This is a genomic window from Amycolatopsis sp. NPDC051758 (assembly GCF_044453095.1).
In the GTDB taxonomy this organism is placed as follows: domain Bacteria; phylum Actinomycetota; class Actinomycetes; order Mycobacteriales; family Pseudonocardiaceae; genus Amycolatopsis.
Genome location: NZ_JBITCJ010000013.1, coordinates 94,531 through 109,977, shown reverse-complemented (window position 1 = coordinate 109,977; position 15,447 = coordinate 94,531). Strand labels below are relative to the sequence as shown.

Annotated in this window: 13 protein-coding genes; 4 read left to right on the top strand and 9 right to left on the bottom strand. The window is 72.6% G+C overall.

The annotated features are described in order from the left end of the window. Positions 1 to 140: 140 nt before the first annotated feature. Together ACIA5G_RS44085 and ACIA5G_RS44080 are read right to left on the bottom strand one after the other, a co-directional pair. Positions 141 to 1,136 carry a 3-oxoacyl-ACP synthase III family protein gene (locus ACIA5G_RS44085; protein ID WP_395934665.1) on the bottom strand — a complete coding sequence of 332 codons (996 nt, stop codon included), beginning with the start codon at positions 1,134 to 1,136 and terminating at the stop codon, positions 141 to 143. After that, a complete protein-coding gene (locus ACIA5G_RS44080) occupies positions 1,133 to 2,992 on the bottom strand; it encodes a ThiF family adenylyltransferase (RefSeq protein WP_395934663.1) in 1,860 nt (619 codons plus the stop codon). The genes ACIA5G_RS44085 and ACIA5G_RS44080 overlap by 4 nt, the downstream gene beginning before the upstream one ends. Positions 2,993 to 3,342: 350 nt before the next feature. On the opposite strand from ACIA5G_RS44080, the gene ACIA5G_RS44075 reads away from it, so the two are divergent. After that, entirely contained in the window at positions 3,343 to 4,206 is an 864-nt protein-coding gene (locus tag ACIA5G_RS44075; protein WP_395934661.1) for a LysR family transcriptional regulator, read from the top strand. Here the strand turns inward: ACIA5G_RS44075 and ACIA5G_RS44070 are convergent. Beyond that, complete coding sequence (locus ACIA5G_RS44070; protein WP_395934659.1) at positions 4,203 to 4,367, bottom strand: hypothetical protein; 165 nt, start codon at positions 4,365 to 4,367, stop codon at positions 4,203 to 4,205. The genes ACIA5G_RS44075 and ACIA5G_RS44070 overlap by 4 nt on opposite strands. A gap of 76 nt (positions 4,368 to 4,443) precedes the next feature. Further along, positions 4,444 to 5,397, bottom strand: a complete 954-nt coding sequence (locus tag ACIA5G_RS44065; protein WP_395934657.1) for a LysR family transcriptional regulator — start codon at positions 5,395 to 5,397, stop codon at positions 4,444 to 4,446. A gap of 85 nt (positions 5,398 to 5,482) precedes the next feature. On the opposite strand from ACIA5G_RS44065, the gene ACIA5G_RS44060 reads away from it, so the two are divergent. The 3 genes from ACIA5G_RS44060 to ACIA5G_RS44050 are packed head-to-tail and all read left to right on the top strand — an operon-like array spanning position 5,483 to position 8,872. Further along, positions 5,483 to 6,199 (top strand): succinate dehydrogenase cytochrome b subunit, encoded by a 717-nt coding sequence (locus ACIA5G_RS44060; protein WP_395934655.1) that lies wholly within the window; start codon positions 5,483 to 5,485, stop codon positions 6,197 to 6,199. Position 6,200: 1 nt separating this feature from the next. Next, a complete protein-coding gene (locus ACIA5G_RS44055; RefSeq protein ID WP_395934653.1) occupies positions 6,201 to 8,129 on the top strand; it encodes a fumarate reductase/succinate dehydrogenase flavoprotein subunit in 1,929 nt (642 codons plus the stop codon). Beyond that, positions 8,126 to 8,872, top strand: coding sequence for a succinate dehydrogenase/fumarate reductase iron-sulfur subunit (locus tag ACIA5G_RS44050; protein ID WP_395934651.1), 747 nt, complete (start codon positions 8,126 to 8,128; stop codon positions 8,870 to 8,872). Before ACIA5G_RS44055 ends, ACIA5G_RS44050 begins: the two co-directional genes overlap by 4 nt. Positions 8,873 to 9,069: 197 nt before the next feature. On the opposite strand, the gene ACIA5G_RS44045 is transcribed toward ACIA5G_RS44050, so the two are convergent. From ACIA5G_RS44045 to ACIA5G_RS44025, 5 genes are all read right to left on the bottom strand, one after another. Further along, entirely contained in the window at positions 9,070 to 9,633 is a 564-nt protein-coding gene (locus ACIA5G_RS44045; protein WP_395934649.1) for a class F sortase, read from the bottom strand. Between the two features lie 11 nt (positions 9,634 to 9,644). Continuing rightward, complete coding sequence (locus ACIA5G_RS44040; RefSeq protein ID WP_395934647.1) at positions 9,645 to 10,415, bottom strand: choice-of-anchor P family protein; 771 nt, start codon at positions 10,413 to 10,415, stop codon at positions 9,645 to 9,647. A 336-nt stretch (positions 10,416 to 10,751) separates the two neighbouring features. Further along, positions 10,752 to 10,910 (bottom strand): hypothetical protein, encoded by a 159-nt coding sequence (locus tag ACIA5G_RS44035; protein WP_395934645.1) that lies wholly within the window; start codon positions 10,908 to 10,910, stop codon positions 10,752 to 10,754. A gap of 35 nt (positions 10,911 to 10,945) precedes the next feature. After that, positions 10,946 to 14,104 (bottom strand): BTAD domain-containing putative transcriptional regulator, encoded by a 3,159-nt coding sequence (locus tag ACIA5G_RS44030; RefSeq protein WP_395934643.1) that lies wholly within the window; start codon positions 14,102 to 14,104, stop codon positions 10,946 to 10,948. Between the two features lie 67 nt (positions 14,105 to 14,171). After that, on the bottom strand, positions 14,172 to 15,314 hold the full coding sequence (locus tag ACIA5G_RS44025; RefSeq protein ID WP_395934641.1) for a cytochrome P450: 1,143 nt from the start codon (positions 15,312 to 15,314) through the stop codon (positions 14,172 to 14,174). Positions 15,315 to 15,447 lie beyond the last annotated feature (133 nt).

Here is a 15,447-nt window from a genome sequence, read left to right as displayed (position 1 = left end):
GCGGCGCCCGGCCTCCCGGCCCGCCCGCGCCGGGGTGCAACCCCCCCCCCCGCGCGGGGCGCTTCTAAACCGCGCCCCACGCGGCCCCCCCGGGGGGGGGGGGGGGGGGGGGGGGCCCCCGCCCCCCCCGACGGCTCACCTCACGCGTGCCGGAAGCACAAGGTGCCCCACTGGAAGCCCGCCCCGATCGACGACATCACGTAGGTGTCGCCCGGCCGCACCCCGCCGCGGCCGAACAGCTCGTGCAACGCCGTGAACACCCCCGCCGAGCCGGTGTTGCCCAGGCGGTCCACCGTGATCGGCGCGCGGTCGCGGGGGATGCCCAGTTTGTCGAGCGCCGCGGTGATGATGTTCAGGTTCGCCTGGTGCAGGAAGAAGTGCGTGACCTCGTCGATCGGCACCCCCGCGTGGTCGGCGGCCCGCAGGATGCTGTCCGGCAGGCAGCGGGTCGCGGTGTTCCAGACCGCGCGGCCGTCCATCTTCAGGTAGTGGCTGCGCTCGGCGAACGTGCGCTCGCCCGGCGGGAGCCGTGAGCCGCCGGCCGGGATCTCGACGTCGTGGGACAGCTCGCTGCCGAAGTCCCAGCCCAGCAGGCCCGCGCCCGCCGTCGTGGCGCGGGTGAGGACGGCCGCGCCGGCCGCGTCACCGAAGAACACCCGGGTCGTGCGGTCTTCCGGGTCGGTCACCCGGGACGCGCAGTCGGCCGCGACGACCAGGACCGTCGAAGCCGCCGACGTCTGCAGCAGGTGCGCCGCGAGGAACAGCGCCTGGACGCCGTTGGCGCACGCCGCCTGCGTGACGTCCAAGGTGAGTGCGCGGTCCGCGCGCAGCAGCTCCTTGACGATCAGCGCGGTCGAGGGCAGCGGCTGGTCGTAGGTGTAGGTCCCGACGACGATCGCGTCGACGTCGAGGGCGGTGAGGCCGGCCGTGGCCAGCGCCGCGCGCGCCGCCGGCACGCACATGTCGGACGTCGCGTGCTCGGGCGCGAGCCGGCGCCGGGCCCGGATGCCGGTGCGGCTGGTGATCCACTCGTCGGAGGTGTCGAGCTTCTCGGCCAGCTCCGCGTTGGTGACGACGTCCGGCGGCAGGTGCACTCCGGTCCCGGTGATGGTGACCGGGATTTCCAAGCCGTTCACCGGACACCGCCGGCGTAGACGTCACGAGAGGGGCGGAGCTGCTGCTCGAGGTCGGTGTAGAACCGCCCCGACTCGCAGGTCCGGCCGAGCAGGATGCGGCGGGCCGCCTCCCCGCACAGCGCGCCACCGAGCGCAACACCGGACGCCAGCTGCGGCCAGCTGCTGAGCGTGCGCCCGAGCTCGCCGAACGACGCCGCCAGCTCCGGGCTGATCAGCTCGGCGTCCACCATGGCCAGGACCAGGTCGACCTTCTCCTGCGGGCCGAGCTCGAGCAGGTCGACCGACTTCACGTCGCCGAGCAGCCCGTGCAGCAGCGGCCGGTCGGGTTCGCGGTCGAACCGCTCGACGTCGAGCATGCCCCGGTCGTTGCAGTCCATCACCACCGGAATACCGAGGTCGCGCGCGTACTCGCGGGCCGCGACCTTCACCCACGGGGTGTCGCACTCCTCGACGAGCAGGTCGAGCCCGCCGCCGAAGAATTCCTCGATGGTGTCCGGGGTCAGGCCGTCGCGCTGGATTTCGATGTCGAGGTACGGGTCGACCTCGAACATCTGCCGTGCCGACAGCACCGCCTTGTTGACCCCGAGGTGGTGCACCCCGGCGCGCAGCCGGTTGAGGTTCGACAGGCCGAATTCGTCGAAGTCGGCGAGCTTGAACGCGCCGCCGATGCCCTCCAGCGCGAACGTCAGCGCCGCGCTGTTGCCGACCGACAGGCCGATGACGCCGATCCGCTTGCCGAACAGGCGGCGCTGCTCCGGGCGTTCGATCCGGCCGCGGTTGCGGTCGGTGCGGACCAGCCGGAACTCCTCGCGCGGCAACAGGTGCACCAGCCGGCCGGACCACGGGTACCAGGCCCAGGTGCCGTACTCCCAGGGCTCGAGGCCCGCCAGCTGGTCCCGCTTCTTGCGCGCGATTTCGGCGGTGTCCCGGCACGCGGGTTCCCGGCTGCGGACCAGTTCGGTGAGCTGGTCGTCGAGTGTGTCGTGGACTTCGCGGACGGCGTCCGAAGCCAGCAGGCGGTTCAGCCCGTCGAGGCCGGCCGGTTCGGCCGGGGTGAACAGCACCGGCTGCCACACGTCGTGATCCGGCGCCGCCGCGGTGGTCAGGCTGACCGGCGCGGTGGGGGATCCTTGCCGCACGGGGGAATCGGCGCCGATCCCGGCGGTCGCGATCACCGGGAACTCGTCGCGCAGGCGGGTGACGAGGTCGTGGTGCCGGCCGGCGCCGTCGGCGACGCGGTGGAGCATGATCACGACGTCTTCGGTGTACTGCGGGACGTAACGGCGGGTGCCGGGCACGGGCCGGAAGCCGAACCGCTCGTGGAACCGGTCCTGGCCGTCCTTCGTGCCGGATGTGCCGATCATGGCCCGCGCGCCGAGGTGGTGCGCCGCGGCGATGGCCAGCGCGTTCAGGTACTGCCCGAGGCCGAGCTTGCGTGCCCGGTGCTCGACCACGAGCCGGCTGTGCTCGAACACCTCGGGCTCGGCGAACCCTTCGGCGGCCAGCAGTTCCTCGTACCGCGCGGCACCGAGGTAGGCCCGGGACTGGAAGAGCGCGCCGGTGTCCGGTGTGGACAGCCGGATGTAGCCGAGCGGCGGCCCGGCCGGGCTGCGCCGGGCGATGAAGTGCCACGCGCCGAAGTCGAGGTCCTGGTCGTCGACGGGCGTGCCGTCGGCGCGCAGGAACGCCGGCCGCCGCCCGTGGTCGAAGAGGATGCGCGCGCGGAGGTCGCGCACCGCGTCGAGCGGTGCGTGGTCGCCGGTTCCGGGCTGCGGCCCGAGGAACGCGGTGACGTGCCAGTCGGGGCTGCCGAGCGGCGCCGGCTCCGGCGGGGCGAGGTGGTTCAGGTGGGTCAAGTCGAGCCTTGTCTTCAGATGCGTCCGGAGTGGGGAATCGCCTGGCCGGCGCGAAAAAAACGCGATCATGGCCGGGTTGGGCGGACCTTAACAGCCGCTCGGTCGTGGTGCCGCACTTCGGATCCGTACGCCCGGTCGGGGCCGGAAAACCTTTACCTGCGCGAAGAACAACCGTGTGTCAACGTGGTGTGGCCGGTTCCGCGATCTTGATCTTGCGTCGCCACCCGACGGAGTGGTCGCACCTTTCCCAGCGTGACGACCGGTGGGTTCCGTTCCGCCGACCCCGGGAGGTGTTTCCCGGATTCGTCACCCCGGCGGGGGAGGGGTGTGCCGCGCACTAGGGTCGCCGGATGGAGCTGAGGCAGGTCGAGCACTTCCTCGCGGTGGTGCGCAGCGGCAGTTTCACCGGCGCCGCGCAGGATGTGCACGTGGTGCAGTCGGCGCTGAGCGCGTCGATCCGGAAGCTCGAACGCGAACTGGGTGCGCCACTCTTCGACCGGACCACCCGTCGGGTCACGCTGACCGAGGCCGGCCGGGCGCTGCTGCCACTGGCCCACCGGATCGTCGCCGACATCGTTGCGGCGCGGGGCGAAGTGGCGGCCGTGGCGGGCCTGACGCGCGGGCAGGTGTCCATCGGCACGATCCAGACGCTCACCGTCGTGGACCTGCCGGCCAAGCTCGGCGAGTTCCGGCTGCGCTATCCCGGCGTCCGCATCCACGTGCGTGAGAGCACCGTCTTCGACCTCGCGGCCGGTGTCGGCAACGGCGAACTCGACCTGTCGTTCCTGGCCGGCGAGGAGCCGCTCGCCGGTGAGCTGTCCAGTTTTGCGCAGTGGAGCCAGCACCTCGTGCTGCTGTGCCACCCGGGACACCGGCTGGAGCACCGCCGCCGGGTCCGCCTCGACGACCTCGACAACGAGCCGTTCGTCGACTTCGGCGGCAGCGGGATCCAGGCGATGGTCGCCCGGAGGTTCGCCGAGGCGGGTGTGCGGCAGAACCGGGTGTGCGAAGCGAGCCACATGCCGTTGCTGGTTGAACTGGTGACCGCCGGGCTCGGTGTTTCGATCGTGCCGCAACCGGTGGCGGAGAAGTCCGGGCTGCCGTTCGCGCGGATCGGGCAGCCGGGGTTCACCCGGGCGATCCACTTGGCGGGGCGAGGGCCGAAGCCGACGAACCCTGCCGCTCGAGAGCTGCTGGCGCACCTGCTCGCTTAGCGCCGGTCTCGGACCGGCGCGAAGAGCAGGCCGAACCCCGCAAGGGCGAGGGCCATGGCCACGGTGGTGAAGCCGACGAGGGCGGTGACTGCGGCCAGCACCAGCGCGCGGACGCCGAAAAGCCGTAGCAGCCGGGTCAGGTCCGTCGCTTCACTGTCCATGGATCGAGTATCGGCCTGCCTCGGCCGGCAGGTCCAGCGCAAAGAAGTGCTGGGATTCAGCTGTCACATCGATGCGTCAGGCCCGGGAAGCAGCCCGTTCGTCCACAAGGGACTCGATGCCGGGCGGCAGGTTCTTCCGGTGCGCCGGATCCGCCACGAACCCGACGATCGCGTCGCGCAGGGCGCGGACCGCGCGGGTCGGGTCGACGTCGCGGCGGCCGGCGAGCTGGACGATCCGGGTCATGCCCGCCTCCGGGACGAAGCGGGTCATCAGGAAGCGGTCGCCGGCGACCGTGCTCGGGACCACCGCCGCGCCCACGCCGGCGCGGACCAGCTCGAGCACCGCGTCCATCTCGCCGCCCTCGATCGCGAACGACGGCTCGAACCCGGCGGCGCGGCAGGCGTTGACCGTGGCCTCGCGGACGTCGTACCCGCGGCGGAACATCACCAGCGGGACGTCCACGAGCTCGTGGACGTCGAGGCGCGCGCCCGCGCGCTCCACCGGTGTGTCCACCGGGGAGATCACCACCAGCTCTTCCAGCAGCAAGGGTGTCGCCGACAGCGCCCGATCACCCGGTGATCGGGCGCCGGCCAGCAGGGCCAGGTCCAGTGCGCCTTCGGACAGCCGTTGCCGCAGGTCACCCGAGCCGCTCTCGTGCAGCTCCAGCTGGATGCCCGGGTAGCGGCGGCGGAACGCGGAAAGCATCGGCGGGAGCAGGCCCGTGCAGAGACTCGGCGGCGCGCCCAGCCGGACGCGGCCGCGGTCGAGCTCGTCCAGCTCGCGGATCGCGCGCCGGGCGCTTTCGGCCTCCGCGAGGATCCGCCGGGCGATCGGCAGCAGCGTTTCGCCGGCCTCGGTGAGCGTCACGTTGCCGCGGATCCGGTGGAACAGCGCCGCGCCCAGGTCGTGTTCGAGCGTGCGGATCTGCTGCGACAGCGAGGGCTGCGCGACCCGCACCTCCTCGGCGGCGCGGGTGAAGTGCCGGTGCTCGGCGACGGCGACGAAGTAGGCGAGCTGGTGCAGCTGCATCGGTCCATGATAGGCGATGGCTATCGAGTGCAGAGTTATGATGTCTTTGACCTCTGAAGAAGCGGCTCCTACCGTCGATCGAGTGGTGAACGACCTCGCAGACCGGCCCGCGACGCGGCGCCGCCGCTCGGCCCTCCGGCAGTTCTGGGCTTCGACGATCGGCAAGAAGACCGTCATGGCGGTGAGTGGCGCGCTGCTGCTCGCGTTCGTGTTCGCGCACATGGTCGGCAACCTCAAGACCTTCCTCGGCGCCACGGACCTCAACCACTACGCGCACTGGCTGCGCACGCTCGGCGAACCCGTCCTGCACTACGGCTGGTTCCTCTGGATCCAGCGGGTGGTCCTGCTCGTCGCGCTGGTCCTGCACATCACCGCTGCCGTGCAGCTCGTCCGGCGCGACCACCGGGCCCGGCCGGTGGGTTACGTCCACCGGCGGCCGGTTCGCGCGACCTTCGCGACCCGCACGATGCGCTGGGGCGGCGCGACACTGGCGGTGTTCGTCGTCTGGCACATCCTCGACTTCACCGTCGGCAGCGTGAACCAGGATTTCGTGCCCGGCGACCCGTACCACAACCTCGTGGCGGACTTCCAGGTCTGGTGGGTCAACGTGATCTACCTCGTCGCACTGGCCATGCTGGGCCTGCACATCCACCACGGCTTCGCCAGTGCCGCACGCACGCTGGGCGTCACCAGCGCGAGACGGGAACGGGTGATCAAAATCCTCGGCAGCACAACGGCGGTCGTGGTCGCGGGCGGGTACGCGCTCGTCCCGGTCGCGGTCATGACGGGACTGGTGGATTGACATGGCCGACTATTCGATCGGTGACCCGATCGCCGACACCAAGGCGCCTGCCGTCCCGCTGGAGAACCGTTGGGACGAACGGAGGTTCACGGCGAAGCTGGTGAACCCGGCGAACCGGCGCAAGCACCGCGTGATCGTGGTGGGCACCGGGCTGGCCGGCGGCTCGGCGGGGGCGACGCTGGCCGAACAGGGTTACCACGTGGTGCAGTTCTGCTTCCAGGACTCGCCGCGGCGCGCGCATTCGGTGGCGGCGCAGGGCGGGATCAACGCGGCCAAGAACTACCGCAACGACGGCGACTCGGTGTACCGCCTGTTCTACGACACCGTGAAGGGCGGCGACTTCCGCTCCCGGGAGTCCAATGTGTACCGGCTGGCCCAGGTGTCGGCCCAGATCATCGACCAGGCCGTGGCCCAGGGGGTGCCGTTCGCCCGCGAATACGGCGGCCTGCTCGACACCCGCTCCTTCGGCGGGGTCCAGGTCCAGCGCACCTTCTACGCCCGCGGCCAGACGGGCCAGCAGCTGCTGATCGGGGCGTACCAGGCACTGTCACGGCAGATCGACGCGGGCAACGTCGAGCTGCACGCGCGGACCGAGATGCTCGACCTGGTCGTCGTCGACGGCCGGGCCCGCGGCATCGTCGCGCGTGACCTCGTCACCGGTGAGATCCGGACCCACCTGGCCGACGCGGTTGTCCTCGCGACCGGCGGTTACGGCAACGTCTTCTACCTGTCCACCAACGCGAAGGGCTCGAACGCAACGGCGATCTGGCGGGCGCACAAGCGTGGTGCGTACTTCGCGAACCCGTGTTACACCCAGATCCACCCGACCTGCATCCCGCGTTCGGGGGAGCACCAGTCGAAGCTGACGCTGATGAGCGAGTCGCTGCGCAACGACGGCCGCATCTGGGTGCCGAAGGAGAAAGGCGACACCCGGCCGCCGGCCCAGATCCCGGAGGTCGAGCGGGACTACTACCTCGAGCGGCTGTACCCGAGTTTCGGCAACCTGGTGCCGCGCGACATCGCGTCGCGGGCGGCGAAGAACATCTGTGACGCGGGTTTCGGGGTCGGGCCCGGCGGCCTCGGTGTCTACCTCGACTTCGCCGACGCCATCAGCCGAATGGGCCGCCCGGCCATCGAAGCGAGGTACGGCAACCTCTTCGACATGTACCAGCGCATCACGGCGGAGGATCCGTACGAGGTGCCGATGCGGATCTACCCGGCCATCCACTACACGATGGGCGGGCTCTGGGTGGACTACGACCTGCAGAGCACCGTCCCCGGCCTGTTCGTGATCGGGGAGGCGAACTTCTCCGACCACGGCGCCAACCGGCTCGGCGCGTCGGCGCTGATGCAGGGCCTCGCCGACGGCTACTTCGTGCTGCCCGCGACGGTGAACGACTACCTCGGCCAGGGCAAGCTCGACGAGGTGACCGCCGGCGACCCCGCCGTCACGCGGACGCAGGCCGAGGTGCGCGAGCGTGTCGAGCGGCTGCTCTCGGTCAACGGCACCCGCAGCGTCGACTCCTTCCACCGCGAGCTCGGCCTGATGATGTGGGACCACTGCGGCATGGCCCGCACCGAAGCCGGGCTGCGCAAGGCCCTCGAACGCATTCCCGAGCTGCGCGCCGAGTTCTGGCGCGACGTCCGCATCCCCGGCACCGGCGCCGAGCTGAACCAGGAGCTGGAGAAGGCCGGCCGGGTCGCCGACTTCCTCGAGCTCGCCGAACTCCTCCTGCTCGACGCCCTCGTGCGCGAGGAGTCCTGCGGCGGCCACTTCCGTGAAGAGCACCAGACTCCTGACGGTGAAGCCCGCCGCGACGACGAGCAGTTCTCGTACGTCGCGGCGTGGGAGCACGGCGAGAAACCCGTGCTGCACCGCGAAGAACTGGTCTTCGAGCACGTCCACCCCACCCAGCGGAGCTACACATGAACCTCACCGTCCGCATCTGGCGGCAGGCCGGCCCGGCCACGGCAGGCCGGCTGGTCTCCTACCCGGTCGACAACGTCAGCCCGGACATGTCCTTCCTCGAAATGCTGGACGTGCTCAACCAGGAGCTGATCGAGAACGGCGAAGAGCCGGTGGCCTTCGACCACGACTGCCGCGAGGGCATCTGCGGCTCGTGCGGCGTGGTGATCAACGGCCAGGCGCACGGGCCGGAACGCACGACGTCCTGCCAGCTGCACATGCGTTCGTTCGCCGACGGTGACGTCGTGGACGTGGAACCGTGGCGGGCCAAGGGGTTCCCGGTGATCAAGGACCTGGTCGTCGACCGCTCGGCGCTCGACCGGATCGTCCAGGCCGGCGGCTACGTGAGCGCACCGACCGGCAGTGCCCCGGACGCCCACGCGACGCCGGTCCCCAAGCCGGACGCGGACCTGGCCTTCGACAACGCGACCTGCATCGGCTGCGGCGCCTGCGTGGCGGCCTGCCCGAACGGCTCGGCGATGCTCTTCACCGCGGCGAAGGTGACCCACCTGAGCCTGCTGCCGCAGGGACAGCCGGAGCGGGCCCAGCGGGTGCTGGACATGGTCGACACGATGGACGCCGAGGGCTTCGGCGGGTGCACCAACACCGGGGAGTGCGTCGCGTCCTGCCCGAAGGGGATTCCGTTCGCGAGCATTTCGTCGCTGAACCGGGAGTTCCTCAAGGCATCTCGGTCAGGACGGCGTTAGCGGGCACGACCCGGTGAACCGCCGGGGGGGGGGGGGGGGGGCCCCCCCCCCCCCCCCCCCCCCCCCCCCCCCAGGGGGGGGGGGGGGCCCCCCGGGGGGGGGGGGGCGCCGGGCGGGGGGGGGGGGGGGGGGGGGCCCCCCCCGGCCCCCCCGGGGGGGGGGGGGGGGCCCCCCCCCCCCCCCGCCGCACCCCGGCGTCACTTCTTGAGCTTGGCGTACACGATGACGTTGTCGAGGTAGTTCTTGTTCGCGGCGTCGTACTGACCGCCGCAGGTGATCAGGCGCAGCTCGGGGTCGGTCGTGTTGCCGTACACGGCTTCCGTGGGGAACGACTTCTTCGCGATCTGGTCGACCTTCGTCACCTCGAACGTCAGCTTGCCGCCGTCGGCGCGGTCGACGTGCACCGGGTCACCCGGCTTCATTTCGTGCAGCCGCCAGAAGATGCCCTTGCGGTGGTCACCGTCGATGTGACCGAGGATCACCGCCGGCCCGACCTCACCGGGCGTCGGGCCGTACTCGTACCAGCCGGCCTGCAGCGGCTGGTCGACCGGCGGCACCTCGACCGTGCGGTCGGGGTTGAGGCCGAGGGACACGAGTGTCGACTTCGCGTCGATCGCGGGGACGTCCAGCGCGGTCGGCAGGGACCGCGCCAGGCTCACGGCGGCGGGAGGCGGGGCCTGGGCGGCGGGTGGGGCCGCCGTCGCGCCGCACCCGGCGAGCAGCAGGGCGACAACGGCGACGAGGAGTGCGCGGCGGGGCATCGGCAGTCCTCTCAGTGCTCGGCGGCGAGGCTGCCGTCACCGGTCTGCGGCGCGCCGGCGGGGACGACGACCACCTGCCCGGGGCCGGTCGGCTTCGGCGGCGCCTGGGGCGCGCGTTCCTTGGACGGGCCGCAGGTCACCGAGGACAGCTTCACGTCCCCGCTGCCGAGCGCCTCGGTGGTCTTGCCGCCGAGGAGCTTGATGTGCAGCGCCGTCACCTCGAGGGTGCCGTCGTACCGCTGGACCTGCTCGTTGACGATCACCTCGGCCACCCCGGGGATGCCCAGCTTCTGGTTGGGCGAGGTGGCGGCGGGCAGCGTGCCGAGCCGGCCGAGGTTGACCCCGGCGATGTCGCTGCTGCCGACGACGTGCCCGTCGGCCGAGCCGCAGCGCGCGCTGATCAGCCGGATCGTCGGCACCCGGCCGGCGGCCGCGGCGAGCAGCGGAAGAGTCACTTCGGCGACGCTCGCCTTGGCGGCGACGGAACCTTCGCCGTCCATCACGGAGCTGGAGATCGCCTTCGCCGTGACGAGGCCCTTGAGGGGGACGTCGGCGACACTCGCCGAGGCCGGACCGGTGCTGCTCGACTTCGCGAGCTCGCCCGTTTCGACGGTGATTCCCTTGCTTTCGGTGAGCACACCGGGGAGCAGCGAGACGGTCGCGGACGCGCCGAAAGCGGATCCGGTGACGGCGTCGTCCGCCGCCGCGACGCCGGCCGAACCGGCGAGCACGGCGACGGTCACCCCGGCGAGGCTCCCGGCTCGGAGCAGGGTTGTGCGCATGAAGAATCCTTTCACCGGAACAAAAACGTGGGGAGACGCCGCATCGGGACGTGACCCGGCGGCGTGGGAAAGCTCGGCCACGCTATCAAAATCGCTACCCCGGGCAAGGATTCCGCGACCCGGTGGCGGTCGCGGCAAAACGCGAAAAGTGATCTCCATCGGAAAGAACAACTCGAAGCGGTCACTCAAGCGTGGGCACCATGATCGATTGCCGACACACAGTAGTGAGCGTTGCGGCATTCGAGCGGGTCCGTGGGCAGAACAGACACGGTCGAGTGATTACCTGGAAGGAGGCTGCCAAGCACTGAGCGTGATGTGACGGCCACGGTGGTTTATTCAGCTGGGCGGCTCCACCTCGCCCGCGTCTTCGTCGACATCCTGCGTTTCGGGCTGCTCCCGGCTGGTCTCGGGAACGTCGACATCGAGGTCGACGTCCGGAGTGCCGGGCGGGCGCGGCGCGTCGGGGGGCAGGGGTCCGTGATCGCTTTCGGTCATGCGCTCCGGTTACCCGATGACCGGCGGCTCAAGCCTCACCGCGCCAGCAGCCGGTGCACCGCCGCCAGCGCCGGACCCGCGCCGGTCCCGGCCAGCAGCCCCTCGGCGCTGACCCAGCACTCCCGCGCCGCCTCCCGGCCCGCCGGCGACCACCGGGCCTTGCCGAGCGTCATCAGCGCATACGCTTCTCCCAGCCGATGCCCCGACTCCCGGAAACCGTCGACCGCCCGGGCCGCCTGGCTTGCGGCCGCCTCGAGGTTTCCCGCGGCCAGGGACGTCTCCGCCAGGCTCGTGCGGGCCTGCTCGGCCAGCAGCAGGAACCCGCCGTGCTCGGCGGCCGCCAGGGCCGTTTCCGCGTGTCCCGCTGTCCTGTCCACAGTGGACAAGCCGACCAGGGTGGTCAGCTCACCGCGGCGGTAGCCGATCTTTTCGGCCAGGCGGTGGGCTTCCGCGTACTCCGTCAGCGCCGCCTCGGTGTCTCCCGTCTGGCGGTGGAGGTCGCCGAGCGTGCAGCGGGCATCCGCCTCGAACCGCTGGTTGCCCGCCTCTCGCGCGACGGTCACCGCGAGCCGTGCGGCCGGCCACGCCTTCGCGACGTCGCCGGTGACCCGGTGCACCGCGGCCAGGCGCACCAGGGCGTCCGCTTCGTCGTCGCGCGAACCCAGCTCCCGCAACGAATCCAGCGCCTCGGTGAGCACGGCGAGCGCGCGGGCCAGGTCTCCCGAGACGCGGTAGCCGTACCCGAGGTTGCACAGCGCGATCGCCGCCGCGTGGGGCGACCCGAGGCGGCGGCAGAGGTCGAGCGCCTGCTCGTTGTGCCGGATGCCCTCGGCGAGCCGGCCGTGCTCGATGAGCACGGCGCCCAGGTTGATCAGCCCGTTCGCCACCCGGATCGACGTCCCGTGCCGGAGCGCGCCGGCCAGCGCCGCCGTGAAGTGCTCGATCGCCCGGTCGAGGCGGCCGAGGTCCAGGTGCACCACACCGAGGGCGTGCAGGACCGAGTCGGCGCCGTCGCGGGCGCCGGCGACCCGGTAGGACTCCTGCGCGGCCTCCAGTTCGCCGAGCGCCGTCCGGTAGTCGCCGCGGCTCCACGCCAGCGCGCCCAGGCTGTGCCGCATGGCCCCGATCGCTCGCTCGTCCGCGGCCTGCCGGGCGGCGGCCAGCCCGGCGGTCGCCGCCGCCTGCCACTCGGCGTCGAGCCGGTGCGAATGGAAGAACCCGCGCAGCAGGTCGGCCGCCCGCCAGGCGAACGGCCCGCTCGCCGACCGGATCGCCGCCAGCGCGTTCCCGTGCTCGGCCAGCAGCCACTGGCGGGCTTCGGCCGGTTCGACGGGCCGGCCGTCCTCGGACGCGTCGGGCAGCCGCTGGAGGTCGGGGTAGAGCGCGGTCGCCGCGCGGGCCGCCTCGCGCAGGTAGTACGCGAAGAGCCGGTCGAGCGCTTCGGCTCGGTCCGGCACGTCATCGCGAGCCCGCCCGGCGGCGTATCCGCGAAGCAGGTCGTGCAGGCCGAAGCGGTCGTCGCCGCGGGCCTGCACCAGGTGGCTCGTGGCGAGCTCACGCAGCAGCTCGCCGGTCCGGGTGTCGTCTAGACCGGCCAGCGCCGCCGCCCCGGCGACACCGACGTCGGCGCCCGGCACCAGGCCGAGCAGGCAGAAGACCCGCGTCGCGGCGGGGGAGACGGCCTCGAAGGACAGGTCGAACGCCCGCCGGACGCCCAGCTGCTCGGCCCCGGGCACGGCCAGCCGCGCCACGAGGTCGGGCCCGGCCAGCTCGGCGAGGTAGCTCCGCAGCGACCGCTCCGGCCACTGCGCGAGGTTCGCCGCGACGATCCGCACGGCCAGCGGCAACCCGGCGCACAGCCGCACCAGCTCGCGGGCGGCGTCCTCCTCCGCGGCCACCCGGTCCGCGCCGACGACCGTGGCCAGCAGCGCCAGCGAGTCGTCCGCCGGCAGCTCGGCCAGCTCGACGAGCCGGGTGTCCACCGTGGCCGTCAGGCCGCCGAGCCGGTCGCGGCTGGTGATCAGCACCGCGCACCCCGGCGTGCCCGGCAGCAGCGCGCGCACCTGGCCGGCGCCGGCGACGTTGTCCAGCACGATCAGCACCCGCCGGTCGGCGAGCACCGACCGGTAGAGCGCCGCGGCGTCCGCGAGGTCGGTCGGGACCTGGCCGGGCCGGACGCCGAGGGCGTGCGAAAACCGCGTCAGCACTTCGAGCGGGTCGAGGGCCGGAACCGGCGAATACCCCTGCAGGTCGGCGAAGAGCTGCCCGTCCGGGAAGTGCCGCGCGGCCCGGTGCGCCCAGTGCACGGCGGCACTCGTCTTGCCGACGCCGGCCGGCCCGACGAGCAGCGCGATCGCCGGGTGTGTCGCGGGCGGCCGGCCCGGGCCCAGCACGTCGTCCATTGTGGACAGCAGCGCCGCGCGCCCGACCAGCGTGGCGACGTCGGGTGGCAGCTGGCGCGGCCGGAACTGCGGCTCGGCCGGCTCGTCGGCCAGCGCGGCCTGGTGCGCTTGCCGCAGCCGGTCACCGGGGGCGACCCCCAGCTCGCCGGTGAACATCCGGTGCACCGCGCGGTAGGTCTCCAGCGCGTCGGCACGCCGCCCCGAGCGGTGCAGGGCCTGTAGGTACAACGCCCAGAAAGCTTCCTGCCACGGGTGTTCGCGGGTCAGCCGGCCCAGCTCGCCGGTGCTCTCGGCGTGCAGGCCCAGCTCCAGGCTCACCTCGAAGTAGCGCTCCTGCGCGCGAAGCCGCTCCTCGGCGGCGGCTTCGACGTCTGGTGCTTCGGTCGGGACGTCGGCGAGCACGGGTCCGCGCCAGCAGGCGAGGGCGTCGGCGAGCACCGCGCGTTCGGCGTCCGGGCGGGTTTCGGCCCGGGCGGCCGCGGTGAGCCGGCGGAACCGCAGCAGGTCGTGCCGGTCGGGGTCGACGCGCAGCAGGTAGCCCGTCGGCTGCGTTTCGACGACGCCGTCGCCGAGCACCCGCCGCAGCCGGACGGTGTGCACCTGGATGCTCTTGCGGGCGGTCTCCGGCGGGTCGCCGTCCCAGAGCAGTTCGATGAGCCGATCGAGCGAGACGGTGGTGTTCGGCCGCATCAGGAGCGCCGCCAGCAGGGCCCGCACCTTGGGTCCGTTGATCACGACGGGCACGCCGTCGCGCAGGACCTGCAACGGTCCGAGCACGCCGAAACTGAGCACTACCCGCACACCCCCCACGCCGACCGGGCAAACCGGTCATTCCCGTCGCGAGGGTAGCGGGAACCGCTCAGCCGAGCGGGACGGGCCGCACCACGGGCGGGGCGAGGAGCGAGCCGAACACCGGTTCGGGTTCGACGATGCGCAGGCCGAAGCCGTCGAGGGCGCCCGAGTGGTCGAGCATCCGGGCCGTCACCCGGTCGACGAACCGGGAGCCGACGCAGGCGGCACTGCCGAAGCCGTACGGCAGGAAGCGGGCCTTGTAGCCGTCCGGCGGCCGCGCCCAGCGCTCCGGCCGGTACTCGCCGGGCGCGGACCAGACGTCCGGATCGCGGTGCAGCAGGTAGGTGCACAGGTACAGGCGGTCGCCCGGGACCAGCGAGACGTCGCCCAGCTCGGTGGCTGCGGTGATCTCGCGGGACAGCAGCCACGCGACGGGCCACAGCCGGAGCGCCTCCCGGACGCGGTGCGCGGCGGGTTCGCTCGCCGGGACCGGCCGGAGCGTGGTGCCCGCCGGCGTGCCGGGCTGCCAGCCCCGGTCGAGCAGGACGGCCCAGGCGAACACCATCGACGCGGCCCGGCAGACCGCGCCGACCAGGCCGTGCAGGGCCAGCGCCACGTCGTCCGACGCGCCGAGCGTCGCCCGGAGCGCTTCCGGGACGGCCGCGGTGCTGCCGGCCGCCCAGCGGTGCAGTGCGGCGTCGGCCCGGCTGTGCGCGATCCGGCCTCGTAGCCGTCGAAGCGCCGAGCCGGTCCGGTCGAGTCCGTCGGAAGCGGCCAGGGCGCTCTGCAGCGCTTGGCGTGCCTGCGGGGTCAAGCCGGGAAAGAGCTGTTCGCCGAAAAGTCGCAGGTAGACGTCGGAAAGGCCGCCCGGCCACTGCTCTCCGGCCGCGGCGGAGCGGCGCAGTTCGGCGGTGATGCGGTCGTCCGGCACCGCTTGCCAGGCCCGGTCCAGCTCCCGCCCGAGCGCGGCGTTGACCGGGCGGCTGCGGTCGGAGCCGGGCACCCAGTCGGCGACGGCGCCGAAGGTCGCCGCCCTGGCCTCGAACGGGCTGACGGTCCCGGCCAGCGCCGTGCGGACGAGGTCGTCACCGGACACCAGGTACCGGCCGGGTTCGAAGCGCCGGATCGGGATCCCGTCGCCGGCCCACTCCGCGAGCGCGGCCCGCGGATCGGTCAGGAACCTGTCGGCCGCGGTGGTGGAGCTGCGCACGGAACCTCCCCGGGAACGGCCGCGGCCGTGGTCCTCGAAGGACCACGGCCGCGGGGACGATCAGTAGATTTCGTAGTACAACCGCCAGGACGAGCCGAGCTTGTGGTTGCGCATGCTGCGCAGCACGGAGCGG

What these genes read in the sequence shown, in the direction of transcription:
- ACIA5G_RS44065 (WP_395934657.1), bottom strand. Translation starts at nt 5,397, where the DNA reads ATGCAGCTGCACCAGCTCGCCTACTTCGTCGCCGTCGCCGAGCACCGG.
- ACIA5G_RS44050 (WP_395934651.1), top strand. Translation starts at nt 8,126, where the DNA reads ATGAACCTCACCGTCCGCATCTGGCGGCAGGCCGGCCCGGCCACGGCA.
- ACIA5G_RS44040 (WP_395934647.1), bottom strand. Translation starts at nt 10,415, where the DNA reads ATGCGCACAACCCTGCTCCGAGCCGGGAGCCTCGCCGGGGTGACCGTC.
- ACIA5G_RS44055 (WP_395934653.1), top strand. Translation starts at nt 6,201, where the DNA reads ATGGCCGACTATTCGATCGGTGACCCGATCGCCGACACCAAGGCGCCT.
- ACIA5G_RS44075 (WP_395934661.1), top strand. Translation starts at nt 3,343, where the DNA reads ATGGAGCTGAGGCAGGTCGAGCACTTCCTCGCGGTGGTGCGCAGCGGC.
- ACIA5G_RS44045 (WP_395934649.1), bottom strand. Translation starts at nt 9,633, where the DNA reads ATGCCCCGCCGCGCACTCCTCGTCGCCGTTGTCGCCCTGCTGCTCGCC.
- ACIA5G_RS44070 (WP_395934659.1), bottom strand. Translation starts at nt 4,367, where the DNA reads ATGGACAGTGAAGCGACGGACCTGACCCGGCTGCTACGGCTTTTCGGC.
- ACIA5G_RS44035 (WP_395934645.1), bottom strand. Translation starts at nt 10,910, where the DNA reads ATGACCGAAAGCGATCACGGACCCCTGCCCCCCGACGCGCCGCGCCCG.